Here is a 14,476-nt window from a genome sequence, read left to right as displayed (position 1 = left end):
CTCGGAACGCGTGTCGTGCGGGGACGGTCCACCGTCGCCCACGGGGCGCCCGCGCGCACGCCGAAACGCGGTAGGCGGCCGAAGAATTGGCGACGCGGCACCAGCCTCGCCGGGTCTCCCGCGACCTGCCCTCTCATTCCTCGACGGCTCCGCCGACGGATCGCAGATACCCGCGGAACGTCATGCCGTTCCGCTCGCGGGCGGCGAGGTACCTGTCGAAGCGGACCTGGTCCCGGAGGCTCGTGCCCAGGCGCATCCGGGCGGCTTGATGGCGTTCGGTGTCGCGGATCGTGGCCGCCATCTCGGCGATGTCGGCGGCACGGTCGAGGGGGAGGAAGAGCACACCGTCGTCGTCACCGAGCACGAAGTCCTCACCGGTGACGGTCGACCCGTCGAACCGTGCGGCGCTGAGCGCGTCGGGATCCTGAGGATCGAGACGCCGGGGGCCGACGGGGAGGGCGCCTTGACTGAAGACGGGCAGTCCGATGCCGCGCAACTCGCGGCTGTCGCGATGCAGGCCCCAGATCACGATGCCGCCGAGTCCGGCGCTCTCGCTCTCGAGCGCGATGAGATCCCCGACGCACGCCTCGTCCTGACGGCCGGCGTTGTCGACCACCAGGACGTCACCGGGTTCGGCCCGGTCGATGGCTTCGAGGAAGACGTCCACGCTGCCGTAGTGGCGCGCGGGCCGGGCGCGGCCGACGACGTGCGTGTCCTGCCGGAGAGGGCCGACACTCGCGGGTGCCGGCCGGACGGGAAGTCCCAAACGCACCAGCGCGTCGGCGACATGAGGGGTCGTGAGGTCCACGTAGGTGAGCTGGAGCTTGAGCGCGTCCATCAGTCTCGTTCTCCTCGGGTTCCCGCAGCACAAGGGCATGGGTCCGTCATCGGGAAGTATCGCCGTTCTCGACGGGCGGGGGTAGTCCGCGGGATGCCGGCGCGCCTTCGGCATCTGCTCGCCGTCACTCGCCCTGGTGGCACCGCGAGACCAGCCGGTATTCCCCCATGCCGGGCGCTGCGACACCCACCACCGGTGACCTTCATGCCTGACGCGGACCAGCGAGACCCGAACCGTTCGCCGGGTGGGAGTCCTGCTCGGAGGCAGCGGCGAGGTGACGGCGGCAGAGGTCGGCAGCCGTGAGGTGAGGCTTGTGCAGGGCATCGCTGTAGAGCCGCATCGCACGCGCCGCTCGGTCGAGGTGCTGCCAGAAGCCGAGCGGCAGGTTGAGGTCGTCACCGAGATCGGTCAGACAGTCGAAGGCGAGTCCCAGCTCGTCGTGTTCCAAGAACTCCGCGGTCTCCGAGAGATCGACGTCCGATCGGACCGCGAGGTGTGCCCGCGCGGCGTCGAGGTGGCCGCGGGTCTGGTTCCAGCTGGCCTGAAGAGCTTCACGATGCACGGTCATGGCGCCCAGTGTTGCGGGTGCCGTCAGTACGGTCACGCGGATTTCCGCGCCGGGCCAGTAAGCACCGTAGGACCTCCCGGCCGATCCGAGAGGGGCTGAGGCGGCGGCCGTAGTGGACGGGGGCGTGTTCGGTCAGTCGTCAAGTCCGAGATTGAGGACGGTGGCCCAGCCGCTGGTGACCAGCAGCAGGTTGCGCGACCATATGGCGCCCATGCCCATGCGCGGGCCGTCGACGTCGCCGCAGCTTCGGACGGGCCCCAGATGGGCTTCGATGAGGTCGGCGATGTCATCCGCGAGTTCGCCTGTCTGCCGGATCTCGGCGGGCGTGCGCAGGACGGCGCCCGGCCACCTCTTGGAGGGCCGCATGATGCCCTCGGTCACCTGCCGGCGGAGAATGTCCCGCCAGGCTCGTGGTGACTCGAACGGGGCGACAGACGTCGCTACCTGATATCCACTGGGCCCCACGTCGTACACGGCTTGAGCGAGACGCTTCATCCAGTCATGACCGGCTGTCGTCCCCGCCACCGGGACCACATGGAAGAGGTCGATGGACGTCACATGGTTGCAGTCGTCGAGCAGTTCCTCGAGCAGTTCGGCTGCGTCGGACACCGCGGCTGGAGCCTCGAGTGGGTTCAGCATGGGTGTCTGGGTCCTCTGATCGGTTCCGCGCTCCGGCCTCAGTGTGTCAGCTGAGCCCGTTCGTGCCGTGAGGTTTTTCGGGGCGTTCGACGGGCTGGCCGGGTTCGGAACGGGCCCCGGCGCGGCCAGCGGGCGTCGGCCAGCCTCGTCGGTCTCGGCTGCCAACTCGGCTATGTGCGACTCGACTTCCGCCTCCAGTGCGGCGGTGGGGGCATCCGTTCGGGCTCCCTCGCGGACGATCTCATCGATCAGGGAGCCGGACTCTGTGCAGCCGCCGGCGGGAACCACACCGCGTACGGGCGTGCCTTGCTCAACGGCCTGACCGGTCGCCGTCGTCGCGCTGATCCTCGATGCGGACGGTGAGGTCGGGCCAGTGGTCGGACCATCGCGCCAGATCACCCGAGGTGCAGGACAACCGCGAACGCAGGGCTTCGTCCGGCAGGAAGCGGACGCAGGTCCCCGTGGTCCCGTCGGCCTCGGCGGGCTGCAGATCCGTCACCGGGACGCCGTGCTCATAGCGTTGGGTCCAGGATCCGTTGACACGGCGGTTGGTGTGAAGCAGCCACTCGCTCAGCGCTGCGACGACGGACATGCCGCGGCGCGGATGGCCGTCCGGAAGCCGTTCCGCCTCCGGGAGGTCGAAGAACCGGAGGTCCTTCGTGGCCATGACCGGCTTCTTCACCACCCGGCCGTGCTCGTCCACCCGAGTGTCGGTGCCCCGTCCGTCATCCTTCACCGACACGGAGCCGTCGGAATGCAGCGTGACCACGCACCGTCCGCCGTCGCGGCTCGCTGCCTCGTCAGCCGCATAAGCGACGACCTCGAGAAGCAGGTGTCCCGGCCCGCCCGGAGCGAAGTCTGCGGGTGTCCGGCGAATCCGAGCGAGATGGTCCACGTCCACGGTGCCGGCCCAATCGTGCGTGGTGTTGACCCAAGAAGCGCTTGATCCATCCATCCGGCCAGTATCCGTCGCGAATCTCCTTCGGCCCGCCGCGATCGACCGCTCAGCAGCGATCGTCAGGACCGGGCGCGGTACTCCCTCCGCGATGGGAGAGGAGGCCACGGACACGATTTCGCTCGTGGTCGAGGCCGTAAGCGCTGGTCACGGCGATGGCCTGGAGCGAAACCGCGTAGCTGGTGAGCTCCCGACGCCGGTATGGTCCGGTCTCGGACCAGCCCTACCGACGGCCTTCCCCTCCAGAGAGAGACGCACATGACCAGCCAGCGAGCGACGACGACCACTCTGTGGCGCCCCACCGGCCCCGAGGAGCTGGACCTGGTCCGCGAGCTGAACTGGCGTGCGTGGCCGCCGCGGCTGCCCGAGCAGCCGATCTTCTACCCCGTGCTCAACGAGGACTACGCGATCAAGATCGCGAGGGACTGGAACGTGAAGCACAGCGGTGTCGGCTTCGTCACCCGGTTCGAGATCGAGTCGGAGTTCTTGAGTCGCTACCCCGTCCAGCAGGCCGGGGGGCGGACGATCCTCGAGCTGTGGGTTCCGGCCGAGGAACTGGACGACTTCAACGCGCACCTGGTCGGCGAGATCCAGGTGGTCCACGAGTTCCGCTGAGGCAGGGCGACGTGACGAGGACGATCGCCCACGGCGGCTACGGAGGGCACCGGCGGCACCGGACTCGTCCTGCCGCACCGTCGCCGTCCGCCCCCTCGCGAAGACCGGGAGAAGGAACCGGCCTCCGCGGGGGAGACGTTCGCCGGCTCAGTCGATGCAGAACTCGTTGCCCTCGATGTCCCGCATCGGGATGCACGACTCGTTTTCGTCATCGGCGAAGAGCGTTTGCACGTGTACCGCGCCGAGCGCGACCAGCCGTGCGCATTCGGCCTCCAAGGTGGCGAGGCGCTCCGCGCCCACGAGTCCGGTGCCGACCCGCACGTCGAGATGCACCCGGTTCTTGGCGGCCTTCCCTTCCGGGACGCGCTGGAAGTACAGGCGCGGGCCGATACCCGAGGGATCACTGCAGGCGAACCACGCATCCCGCTGCTCAGGTGCCTGCGAGCGCTGGAAATCGTCCCACGTGGCGAAGCCCTCCGGCACTGCCGGTACGACGTACCCCAGCACCTCGCACCAGAACCGAGCGAGGCGCTCGGGTTCCGCGCAGTCGAAGGTGACTTGGAACTTCTTGATCGACGTCATCGGCCCACCATATCCAGGTACGCGGCGTACCGCGTCAGCCGGGACCGGTCCTCGGGGAAGTACCCGTGCCACGGCTCGTCCAAGGGCAGCCAGGCCGCGGGTTGGCCGACTTCCGGCGTGAGGGGTGTGCGGCGGTCGACGACTGCCGCGAAGGTCACGCCCAAGGTGGCCGACCAGCCGGGGCGGTAGGAGCGAACGGTCACGGCCGCCGGTTCGGCGAGGAGTTCCGCTGTGACGCCCGTTTCCTCGAACAGCTCACGGGAGGCCGCCTCACGCGGTGTCTCGCCCGCGTCGACCTTGCCCCCGGGCGAGACCCATCCTCGCGGCATCCGCGGCGGCGGCTTCCAGGGTTCGTCGTGCGGTGATGTGGTGAGACCGAGGCATCCCAGGAAGGTACGCCGAGCCACTGACAGTCGCGCGGGACGAGGGCGTGGGGGTGTGTTGAACGCGTTCAAACGGTCTGACAGTATGGCGGCAAGAGACCGCACAGCGAGGACCGTGGATCCGCGGGTGCTCCTCTTTCCGGTTGCCGTCCGACGCGGAGGTCAGTACGACATGGTCATAGCCCTTCTCTTCTTCGTGGCCGTGGGTTTCCTGGTGGCCGTCACGCCGGGCGCGGTCCTCGGGTACTTCCTCGTCGCCGTGAGCAGGAGGCGTCCGCAGGGTGCCCGAGTCGCTCTGCTGCTGGGCGGCGGGGTGGTCGTGTCGACGGCGTGGCTGGTCTGGATCGGCACGACCAGCCTCGTGGCGTTGGAGGTTCCTGCCGTGGGGCTGTCGTTCGTCGCGACACTCGTGTCCGGGTTCTCGTTCCTCGCGGCGGAAACCCATAGGCGGCGCGTGCTCCAGGCCCGTCCCGTGGTGTGGCCCGGCTGGGCGCCGGCGGCTGGCGCCAGGTAGCCCCGGAAGCCCCGCGCGGCCGGTGCGCCTCCGCGAGGTGCTCGCGCGGGTCGTCAGGAGACGGTGGCGGGCGGCGGCGTCCAGGGACGGAGGCGGGGACCCGCGCTGGAGATGCCGTAGTCCTTCTTCAGCGTGTCGGGGATCGCGTAGTGCATGACGCGTCCACGGGTGAGGGAGGACAGCTCGAGGGTGGCCGTGAGGTGCCCGAGGCGGTCCAGGGCCCAGGCGCCGAGCGGGGAACGGTCTTCGATGGTCTCCAGGACGTTGAGGAGGTGGGGAACCGCCTTGACGACGGTGTCCCACGGGGTGCGGGGAACGTGGAGCCAGGTGGCGCAGGTGTCGCCGATGAGGTGACGGATGAGGGCGGAGACGATCGGGTCGAAGAGCGTCCCGGGCACCACCTCCTCGTAGAGGTCGATCAGCTGCCGGGTCAGGTGCGCGCCCTCCTCCGAAGGCCCCATGTGCCGGACCATGTACAGGTCGAGGAAGCGGCGGGCTTCCTCGAGGGTCGCGGGTACGGCCTCCTGATCGACGCCGAGCATGGCGCCGACGACGCGCCACGCGTAGTAGTAGGCTTCCGCGCCTTCCGTCGACATGTGGATTCCGAGGCGGTGCAGGCTGTCCAGGACGAGCAGGGAGAAGAACATCTGCCCGCCGATCATGTCCTCCTGGCAGATCGGCGTCCCGAGCGCTTCGACGTCCCAGCGGTTCTCGACCCGGAGGTGGTGGCGGATGGAAGCGTGCAGGAGGCGGACCTTCTGGACGGCGGGGATGAAGCGGCTGCCGGCCTCGAAGGCGTCGGGCCGCATCAGGTAGAGGGTGAACTGGCCGGTCTCCGCCATCCGTTTGGACGGGTACTTCAGTCCGTGAGCGGCCGACAGCAGCTTCGCCACGTGCGGAACGAGGTAGCACGCGGGCATGGAGGCGAAGGACAGCGCAGTGGAGATGTGCACGTTGTTGTCGATGAAGAACAGACGGGCCTTCTCCATCTCCCCCCAGTCGACCCACGCCGGCGGAACGCTGGTGGCCTCGAGGTACTCGCGCGCGACGTCGGGGAGCCCGTCCGGCAAGGGAGCTCCGGCGGTGGAGACGTAGCGCATCAGGGTGTTGAACTTCCCCACCTCCCCGCGCTCGAAGAGCGTGGCGACGGTGGCGTCGGCCAGTTCGTCACCGGCTCGCCGCAGCGCGGCCATCGATGCCTCGGTGTGGTTCATGGCGGAGCTCCCTCGTCCAAGACGTTGTCTGCGACAGGTGGGCGGCGGCGGTGACGGAAGCCGGCCGCCATGGGGCGTGCCGCCCCGAGCGCGCGTCAGGACAGCCGGACCGCGGCCGACCTGGTCAGCGCGGTCAGGGCGCCGGTGGCGTGCGCCGGCAGGTCCATCTCGTCCAGGGCCCGGAGGGCCTCCTCGACCCGCGCGCCGATCATGTCCTCGACGCGGTCGGGCGCCCTCAGCCGGCACATCACCTCGCGTACCGCGTCCACACCCTGTCCGTCCAGGTCCCGCCGGCCCAGCAAGGTGCTCAGCAGCTCCCGCTCGCCCTCGTCGGCCAGACGCCACGTCTCTGCCAGCAAGGCCGTGGGCCGCTGGCCGCGCACATCGTCGGCGCTGTCCTTTCCGGTGCGTCCCGGATCTCCGAAGAGGCCGAGCAGGTCGTCCCTGAGCTGGAACGCCTCGCCCAGCGGCAGCCCGTACCGGGAATAGCCCTCGCGCAGCCGCGCGCCCGCCCCGGCCAGGGCCCCGCCGATCAACAGGGGCTGCTCAACGGTGTACTTGGCGGTCTTGTAGCGGATCACCTTCAGCGACACCGCGATGTCCGGACGCTCTCCCGTACGCAGGAGCTCCAGACACTCGCCCGCGATCAACTCCCGCGCCATCACCGCCCACAAGGGCCGGGCCCGGGCGAGGTACGCGGCGGGCAGCCCACTGCTGGTGAACAGCTGGCCGGCCAGCGACATCAGCAGGTCTCCGACCAGGAGGGCGAGGGAACGCGCGGTGGCGTCCGCTCCCGGGCGCTGCCCCACGGCACCGCGCAGGACGGTGTGGGCCGTGGGCCGACCGTGCCTCAGCGGGCTGTCGTCGATGAGGTCGTCGTGCACGACGGCGGCGGCATGCACCAGTTCCATCGAGGCCGCCGCCCGCACCAACGCGTCGCTGTCCGGCTGTCCCACCGCGCGCCATCCCCAGTAGCAGAACGCCGCACGCAGGCGTTTGCCCTCCGCGACCGCTGCCTCCAGCTGGTCGGTCACCGGTCCGAGAACCGGATCGATCGCGGTGAACGCGTCGGCCTCCCGCGCGACGAACCGGTGCAGCACCTCGTCGACGCGGGCTCTGAAGGCCGTCGGCTCCCACCGGTCAGACGTCATCGACGGTCTTCCGGGCGAGGGTGTGCCGGGCGAGCGTCTCCAAGTAGGGCGGCTGCACGGTCGCGTAGCGGTCCAGTGCGAGGCGCCCGCGCGCCATGAGGTCGTGCTCGGCCTCCGCCGCCAGTTCCGCGGCATCCGACCGGCGCAGCAGTCCCCGCACCGTCCCCAGGGCCGAACCGATCGTACTCACCGTCAGATCGGCGAGTCCGGCCGCGAGCAGCAGTACCTGATCGTCCAGACCGTCGCGGCGTTCCGCTTCTTGCGCCATTCCATCCCCGCCCCCTGTGTGTCCGGCCGGCGTCGGTCACACGCCGTCCCTGCGAGCATCACGGCCCAGGGGGCGGGGGAGTGGAACAACTCACGATCGAGTGATCACCTCGCTCGCCCGTACGCATCGCGGCTGCCGTGGTCCCGGGCCGGTGCCCCTACGGGTGGCGGGGGTGGGTTCTCGGCCCGGCCGCCCGTCAACGGGGCAGCGCGGCGAGGGCCGCCGTCACGGCGGCGGTGAGCAGGGCGGTGGCGAGACCGGACACGACGACTCCCTGAAGCGTTGGGGGTTCGGGCTGATGCGTCGAAGGTCCCGCAAACGGTGTTCGGCGGTGTTCGGACCGGTCGAAGACGAACATCGCCGCTCACGGGCCGGCGCATCGGCATCACCCGCCCGGCGGCGGCGGCCAGAGCGCCGGAACGGGCTGGCGGGCCCCCCTTTCAGCTCCCGCCGGCCACGCGCCAGAGCGCCGGCCGGGCCCGGGACTTCCGGGTCCGGCCGGCGCTCGTTCCGCTCACATACCCGCTCCGGTCCTACGGGCGAGCCGGTCCTGCGCGCGTGCCGGCCGTACCGACGTGCCGGGCGTACGGCCAGGCTTCGTCACGCGCGGGACGGGTCAGCGGCGGAGCTTCAGGCGGTGTACCCCGCCGTCGACCGCGCCGACGTAGAGCGTGCGGCCGTCGGGGGCGGCGGCCAGTTTGGTGGTGTCGGTGTTCTGCAGACCGGTCGAGATGTTCTCCCACGTGAGACCGTTGTCGGTGCTGCGCAGGACGCCCCGGCCCCCCTGGACGAGTCCGGAGGCGGTCGAGCTGGTGGTGGCCGCGTAGAGCGCTCCGCCGACCCGCAGCAGGTCCGAGACGTGGACCGCGAGCGGGCCGGTGTCGGCGGTGCGGAAGGACTTCCCGTCGTCGGTGCTGATCCGGACGGACGAACCGCCCACGACCAGGCGTCGGCCGTCCATCACGATCGCGGAGACGGGGCCCTCGGCGACCTTGGTCTTGGTGACGCCGCCGTCGTCCGAGCGGTAGAGGCCCGAGGCGTTGCCGAGCCAGACGCGCCGCGGATCGCGCGGGTCACCGGCCATGGCGTCGAAGGACCGTTCGTGAAAGAGGTTCTTCCACGTCGTGCCGCCGTCGGACGTCGTGAACAGCCCGTCGCCGAAGATGCTCCTGAAGCTGATCGACACCCGGTCCGGGTCGGCCGGGTGGACCAGGATCGAGGTCGGAATCTCCGACGACGTGCCCTTCACCTGCCAGGTCCGGCCGGCGTCACCGCTGCGGGAGACCTCGAAGAGGCCGGTCGCGGTGCGCCGGACCTGCCACACCACCTTGGTGTCCTTGGGCGAGACGGCGATGTGCGAGGTGAGGAGACCGGTCCTGCCCTCTCCGCCGGACTGGCCCCATTCAGGGCCGGCGACGGGGATCGCGGTGCGGTAGGTGCCGCTCACCGTGCCGGCGAGCAGCTGGTCGCCGCTGGCCGCGAGGGCGAGGGTGGTCAGGCCCTGGACGCCGATCCTGCGGTAACCGGTGCCGTCGGCGGAGCCGCGGTACAGGCCGTCCTGTTCGCTGGACACGGTCACCGAGCCGTCGGCCCAGCGGTCGTAGTCCATCGCGATGGCCGCCTTCGAAGGGGCGGCCACGGGCTTCCAGGTCTTGCCGTGGTCGCGGCTCACCTGCCCGGCGCCGAACAGCGCGCGCAGGTACAGGTCGCCGCCGGAGGCGGAGAGCCCGTTCCCGCCTTCCGGCAGGGGCAGCAGGGTGGACCAGGTGCGGCCCTTGTCGTAGGAGCCGCGAACGCCCGTACCGGGGACGTAGGCCGCCACCACGGTGGAGTCGGCCGCCAGGCCGCGGATGGTGTTCACCGGCTCGTCGAGGACGAGGTGCGCCGAACCGGGGTCGCCCTTGCCGACGCCGTCGATCCGCCAGACGCCGTTGAAGGTCGCCAGGTACAGGGTGTCGCCGACGAGCGTGGCGTCACGGACGTCACCGGTCACGCCGGTGGGGTACGTCGCCCAGCTGTCGCCCGCGTCCGTGCTGACCAGCAGCGTGCCGTCGATCACCGCGGCGAGGGTACGGGTCTGCTCGTCCGCGACGAACTCGTCGATGTGCGCGTCGGGCACGTCCAGCTTGCGCCAGGTGCGGCCGTTGTCGTCGGTGCGCAGGATCGTGCCCCGGCGGGTGGGGTCGGCGGCCGTGTTCACGGCGTACCACCAGCGGTCAGGGCGGCGGGCGTCGACCACGACCGCTCCGGTGCCGTTGCCGTCGGCGATCGGCAGCCGGCCCACCTGGCGCCAGTTGGCGCCGCCGTCGGTGGTCAGCCAGGGGGCGGCCTTGCGGTACTGGGTCACGACGGCCTGCTTCGGCCGGGCGGGCGTGAGCGCGACGTGGCCGGCCTCGCTGTTCGGGCCGATGGGTTCCCAGCGGTCGCCGCGGCTGCCGGCGGGGGTCACCTCGAAGGCGCCGGTTCCGGTGATCCGCCGGCCGTCGGTGGTCGTGGCGCGCACGGCCAGCTGGTAGGCGCCGGCCGCCTTCCCGGTCACGTCGGCCTGGTAGTAGCCGGCGCCGTTCATGGTGGTGGGCAGCGTGAAGGCCTTGCCGCGCGGCGGCGTGACGGTGATCTCCGGCGGCGCGTTCAGGCCGGCCGGGGCGGCGACGTGCACGGTGGAACGGCCGTCGCTCGGGTCGGGGGACGCCTGGACGACCAGGTGCCGGACGACGAGCAGGTACGGCACCCGCAGGGCCGGGCCCCGCGCGGGGGTGGCCGTGATCTGGCCGCTGATCTGCGTGTCGGTGGCCGGACGGTCGGCGCGCAGGGTGACGGTGACGGCCGTGGACCCCCCGGCCGGGACGGTGACCCGCGCCGGGGACACGGTGGCGGGCCCGGTACTGCTGAGGGTGAGGGCCAGGGGTTCCGTGCCGGGGTTGGTCAGGCGTACCTCGGCGGTACCGCGGACGGTCCGGTCCGCCAGGTCGGCGAGGCCGAACGACACGGTCGTCGGGGAGGCGCTGAGGGTGGCCGACGCCGCGGCGGCCACGTCGAGCCGGCCGTTGCCCTGGACGGTCGGGTCGGTGCCGGAGAGCTGCTTCGCGGTCCCGACCAGTGCGGACCTGATCCCGTCGGGGTTCTGGTCCGGGCGCAGTTGGCGCAGCAGGGCGGCGGCTCCGGCGACGTGCGGGCTCGCCATCGAGGTGCCCGACATGCGGTAGACGCCGGGCTCGTACATCGAGGTGGGGATCGTGGAGCGGATCTCCACGCCGGGTGCGACCAGGTCGGGCTTGAGGCCGAAGCCGGTGCCGGGTCCGCGCGACGAGAACGAGGCGATCTCGTCGGTGGAGTCGGTGCCGCGCAGGGTGACGGACACCGCGCCGGCGGCCAGTTCACGGCTCAGCTGGGCGTACTGGGTCGCGTCGATGCCCATGACGACCAGACGGTCCATGCGCAGCGAGTCGCCGGAGGCGGCGGTCCGGGTGAGGTCGGGGCGGGCGGGGGTCGCCGTGGCCTCGACCGTTCCCGGGGTGGCGGCGAGCACGGGTCCGTCGTGGGTCGGGAGGCCGCCGAGCACGGCCAGCGCGCCGCGCTTCTCGGCCTCGCGCGCCCAGTCGATGTCGCCCTGGCTCAGGACGTCCGTACTGGGCGGGACGAGGATGTCGGCCCGCAGGATCTTGCCCCGTACGTCACCGATCCGCTTCCAGTCCTCGGCGGTGCCCGCGCCGACGTCCACGAGCGGGGCGGTGACCGGTTCCCGGGGCGGGTTCGCGGACAGGATGCCCCGGTACGTCTGGATCAGTTCGGGGTCCTTGCGGCCCGCCAGGTACGCGCTGGGTGTCCGCACCCCGCTGGTGGAGGCGCCGACCGCGATGACGCCGTCGGCCGACGCCGGCGAGTTGACGGTGCCCCTGCCGGGCCCGTCGTTGCCCGCCGCCGCGACGACGACCACACCGGCCCGTACGGCGGCGGTCGCCGCGCGGCCCAGCGGGTCGGTGCCGTCACCGGGGCCGCCGAGGCTCATGTTGATGACGTCGGCCGGGTAGGGGTTGGCCGGGTCGGCCGCCGCCTCGATGCCGGCGATGATGTCGGAGGTGTAGCCGCTGCCGTCGGCTCCGATGACCTTGTAGGCCAGCAGGCGCGCGTCGGGCGCCATGCCGGTGACGCCCCCCTTCTTGGCCGCCTTGCCCGCGATGATGCCCGCGACGTGGGTGCCGTGACCGTTGTCGTCCATCGGGTCGTCGTCGCCGTTGGCGAAGTCGAAGCCGCCGACGACCTTGTGGCCCTTGCCGAAGCCGCCGCCCAGGTCGGGATGGCCGTAGTCCACGCCGCTGTCCAGGACCGCCACGACGGTGCCCTCGCCGGTGGCCTTCACCCCGGCCGGGTCCTCGCGCTTCCAGACCTCGGGCGCGCCGGTCAGCGGCACGCTGGCGTCCGTGCGCACCTGGATCCTGGTGTCGGGCCGGACGGCGACGACGCCCGGCAGCGCGGCCAGCCGCGCCGTCTCGGAGGCGGGCACCGTCATGGCCACGGCGTTGACGAGCAGGCCGAGCCGGCGGGGTGAGGCGGGGTGCAGTCCGGCGGTCCGCACCGCCCCGACGAAGGCGTCCTGACGTTCCGCCAGGGCCCGCCGGGCGTCGCCGACGGCCGAGGCGGTGTTGGCGGCCAGGGACGTGAGCGAGCCGCCGGGGGCGGCTGCGACGGCGGCGTCCCCGGACAGTTCGACGATGACCCGCTGGTTCGGGTCGGGTGATGCGGCGGTCGCGGTCGCGGTGCCGGGTATCGCGGTGAGCGTCCCGGCGAGCGCGACGGTGGTGACCGTGACGGCCACCAGGCGTCGGCTTCTTCGTGGGTTCTTGGCCATGGGATGAAGTCCTAGCCCCGAAGTCACTCTGCGTACAACAGATCCTGACGGCCCATTGCTGCCGGTGGCACAAGTGGGCCAGTATCCGCATATGACCAACGAGCTCACCGCAGCAGGGATCGATCCGTTCGACGAGAGCGTCTACCGGGCCGTGCTGACCCGGCGTACGGCGGTCCCGGCCGAGCTCGCCGCCGACCTCGGCTGCTCCCCGCTCCGCGCCGCCAGGTCGCTGGACCGGTTGCACGACCACGGCCTGGTCGGGCGGCTCGCGGGCGTCCGCCGCCGGTACGCGGCGATCGAGCCGGGAGCCGCGGTCGAGTCCCTGGTACGGGCCAGGGCCGAGGAGTTGGACCGGGTCCGTTCGGCGGCGGGCGAGCTGTCCCGCCTCTTCGCGGCGGCCCAGAGCGGCACCGCGGGGGAGGACGAGGTGGAGATCGCCACCGGCCGCGAGGCACTCGGCCGCTGGTTCGTCCGCCTCCAGCAGGAGGCGCGTGAGGACGTCATGACCCTGGACCGGCCGCCGTACGCGCTGACCACCTCCAACCCGGTGGAGAGCACGGCGCTGGGGCGCGGCGTGCGCTACCGCGCGGTCTACGCCCCCGAGGCGCTGGAGTGGCCGGGGGTGCTCGAGGACATCCGCGGACTCGTGCGCCGCGGCGAGCAGGCCCGGGTGATGCCGGGCCTGCGGATCAAACTGGCCATCGCGGACCGCCGGTTGGCGCTGATGCCGCTCTCCCTGGACCTCGACGGCGTGCGCGCGGCGGTGATCCGCCCGTCCGCCTTGCTGGACGCCCTCACCGACTACTGGGAGCTGTGCTGGAAACAGGCCCTGCCGCTCGACGTCCCCGCCGAGGACCCGCTCGGTGAGGAGGACCGTCTGGTGCTCACGCTGCTGGTCAGCGGCCTCAAGGACGAGGCCATAGCCCGCCAGCTCGGCTGGTCGGTCCGCACCATGCGCCGGCGCATGAGCCGCCTGCACGAACTCCTGGGCGCGGTGAACCGCTTCCAGGCCGGCGTCGTCGCGGCCCGCCGCGGCTGGATCTGACCCGTCACCGGGCCGGGGCGGACGCACCCGGAAGGTCCTTCAACCCTGTGCGTCGCGCGGGCCGTTCCGGGCGGGATGCCTGTCCGCGGTCTGCTCGTACGCCAGGGACCCGGCGGTCGCGGGGGCCGGCAACGTCTCGGTGGCCTGGGCGGGCATCGGCGCGAGGGGCGGGGTCAGCACCACTCGGGATGGCCTCCTCGCCGCTCGCGCCTGGCGCCCAGCATGACCGGCCAATGGCCGCGGAGCGTGCTGGTGCCGTTATCAGGCCCGCCCTGTCGCCCAGACGGACTCCAAAGAGCAGCCGTCGTGACCCCGGCCGCTCCGGCCGGGGAGCTGTCCGCGTCCGGTGTCCTGGCTGATGGCCGGTGTCGGGCCGCGGTCAGGCGGCGGCGGGTGGGGTCAGGGGGCCGGCGGCCCGGCGGTATTCGGCGTTGAGTCGCTGGGCTTCCTCGAGCTGGTCTTCGAGGATGACGATGCGGCAGGCGGCCTCGATAGGGGTTCCCTGGTCGACGAGTTCGCGGGCGCGGGCGGCGATCCGCAGCTGGTAGCGGGAGTAGCGGCGGTGCCCGCCCGGCGAGCGCAGCGGGGTGATCAGTCGGGCCTCGCCGATCGCGCGGAGGAAGCCCTGGGTGGTTCCGAGCATGTCGGCGGCCCGGCCCATGGTGTAGGCGGGGTAGTCGTCGTCATCGAGACGGCCGTACGAGTCGTCTGCTGTCATCACACCTCTCTGTTGAACACGCGGAGGGGCGCGGGGGGGGGGGGGGGGCCGCGCGCCCCCCCCCCCGGGGGGCAAAAAAGGGGGCGCGGGGGGGGCAGGCGGGGGGGTGTTTGGGCCCCCCCCCCCCCGGCCACCAA

At 71.8% G+C, this 14,476-nt stretch carries 15 protein-coding genes; 3 read left to right on the top strand and 12 right to left on the bottom strand.

The features are described 5' to 3' along the window. Positions 1 to 133 precede the first annotated feature (133 nt). The 4 genes from ACWF9Z_RS25290 to ACWF9Z_RS25275 all read right to left on the bottom strand — a co-directional run bounded on the left by ACWF9Z_RS25290 (position 134) and on the right by ACWF9Z_RS25275 (position 2,946). Positions 134 to 838, bottom strand: a complete 705-nt coding sequence (locus ACWF9Z_RS25290; RefSeq protein WP_453605450.1) for an RraA family protein — start codon at positions 836 to 838, stop codon at positions 134 to 136. Positions 839 to 1,040: 202 nt separating this feature from the next. Next, complete coding sequence (locus ACWF9Z_RS25285; RefSeq protein ID WP_453605448.1) at positions 1,041 to 1,406, bottom strand: MafI family immunity protein; 366 nt, start codon at positions 1,404 to 1,406, stop codon at positions 1,041 to 1,043. A 132-nt stretch (positions 1,407 to 1,538) separates the two neighbouring features. Beyond that, a complete protein-coding gene (locus tag ACWF9Z_RS25280) occupies positions 1,539 to 2,045 on the bottom strand; it encodes a hypothetical protein (protein ID WP_453605446.1) in 507 nt (168 codons plus the stop codon). 310 nt (positions 2,046 to 2,355) lie between these two features. Next, complete coding sequence (locus ACWF9Z_RS25275) at positions 2,356 to 2,946, bottom strand: ATP-binding protein (RefSeq protein ID WP_453605444.1); 591 nt, start codon at positions 2,944 to 2,946, stop codon at positions 2,356 to 2,358. A 312-nt stretch (positions 2,947 to 3,258) separates the two neighbouring features. Here ACWF9Z_RS25275 and ACWF9Z_RS25270 point away from each other — a divergent pair, with 312 nt between their 5' ends. Beyond that, positions 3,259 to 3,615 (top strand): hypothetical protein, encoded by a 357-nt coding sequence (locus ACWF9Z_RS25270; protein WP_453605442.1) that lies wholly within the window; start codon positions 3,259 to 3,261, stop codon positions 3,613 to 3,615. Positions 3,616 to 3,762: 147 nt separating this feature from the next. Here the strand turns inward: ACWF9Z_RS25270 and ACWF9Z_RS25265 are convergent, their stop codons facing one another. Next, a complete protein-coding gene (locus tag ACWF9Z_RS25265; RefSeq protein WP_453605440.1) occupies positions 3,763 to 4,197 on the bottom strand; it encodes a VOC family protein in 435 nt (144 codons plus the stop codon). Then, positions 4,194 to 4,526 carry an NUDIX hydrolase gene (locus ACWF9Z_RS25260; RefSeq protein ID WP_453605438.1) on the bottom strand — a complete coding sequence of 111 codons (333 nt, stop codon included), beginning with the start codon at positions 4,524 to 4,526 and terminating at the stop codon, positions 4,194 to 4,196. Before ACWF9Z_RS25260 ends, ACWF9Z_RS25265 begins: the two co-directional genes overlap by 4 nt. 226 nt (positions 4,527 to 4,752) lie before the next feature. On the opposite strand from ACWF9Z_RS25260, the gene ACWF9Z_RS25255 reads away from it, so the two are divergent. Further along, positions 4,753 to 5,094, top strand: coding sequence for a hypothetical protein (locus ACWF9Z_RS25255; protein ID WP_453605436.1), 342 nt, complete (start codon positions 4,753 to 4,755; stop codon positions 5,092 to 5,094). 53 nt (positions 5,095 to 5,147) lie between these two features. Here the strand turns inward: ACWF9Z_RS25255 and ACWF9Z_RS25250 are convergent, their stop codons facing one another. The 4 genes from ACWF9Z_RS25250 to ACWF9Z_RS25235 form a co-directional block, all read right to left on the bottom strand. Beyond that, a complete protein-coding gene (locus ACWF9Z_RS25250; RefSeq protein ID WP_453605434.1) occupies positions 5,148 to 6,308 on the bottom strand; it encodes an oxygenase MpaB family protein in 1,161 nt (386 codons plus the stop codon). 95 nt (positions 6,309 to 6,403) lie between these two features. Further along, a complete protein-coding gene (locus ACWF9Z_RS25245; RefSeq protein WP_453605433.1) occupies positions 6,404 to 7,459 on the bottom strand; it encodes a polyprenyl synthetase family protein in 1,056 nt (351 codons plus the stop codon). After that, positions 7,449 to 7,727 (bottom strand): polyprenyl synthetase, encoded by a 279-nt coding sequence (locus tag ACWF9Z_RS25240; RefSeq protein WP_453605431.1) that lies wholly within the window; start codon positions 7,725 to 7,727, stop codon positions 7,449 to 7,451. The genes ACWF9Z_RS25245 and ACWF9Z_RS25240 overlap by 11 nt, the downstream gene beginning before the upstream one ends. A gap of 616 nt (positions 7,728 to 8,343) precedes the next feature. After that, the gene (locus ACWF9Z_RS25235; RefSeq protein ID WP_453605429.1) at positions 8,344 to 12,576 is read right to left on the bottom strand and encodes a S8 family serine peptidase; all 4,233 of its coding nucleotides are present in this window, start codon (positions 12,574 to 12,576) and stop codon (positions 8,344 to 8,346) included. A gap of 91 nt (positions 12,577 to 12,667) precedes the next feature. Here ACWF9Z_RS25235 and ACWF9Z_RS25230 point away from each other — a divergent pair, with 91 nt between their 5' ends. Continuing rightward, entirely contained in the window at positions 12,668 to 13,621 is a 954-nt protein-coding gene (locus ACWF9Z_RS25230; RefSeq protein WP_453605427.1) for a helix-turn-helix domain-containing protein, read from the top strand. 39 nt (positions 13,622 to 13,660) lie between these two features. Here the strand turns inward: ACWF9Z_RS25230 and ACWF9Z_RS25225 are convergent, their stop codons facing one another. Next, positions 13,661 to 13,804, bottom strand: a complete 144-nt coding sequence (locus tag ACWF9Z_RS25225) for a hypothetical protein (protein ID WP_453605425.1) — start codon at positions 13,802 to 13,804, stop codon at positions 13,661 to 13,663. Between the two features lie 196 nt (positions 13,805 to 14,000). Then, the gene (locus tag ACWF9Z_RS25220) at positions 14,001 to 14,339 is read right to left on the bottom strand and encodes a MerR family transcriptional regulator (RefSeq protein WP_453605424.1); all 339 of its coding nucleotides are present in this window, start codon (positions 14,337 to 14,339) and stop codon (positions 14,001 to 14,003) included. Between the last annotated feature and the right edge of the window lie 137 nt (positions 14,340 to 14,476).

This window comes from Streptomyces sp. NPDC054961, from assembly GCF_053609145.1.
Note: the sequence above shows the minus strand (reverse complement) of the source record. Positions and strands in the feature narration are given on the sequence as shown.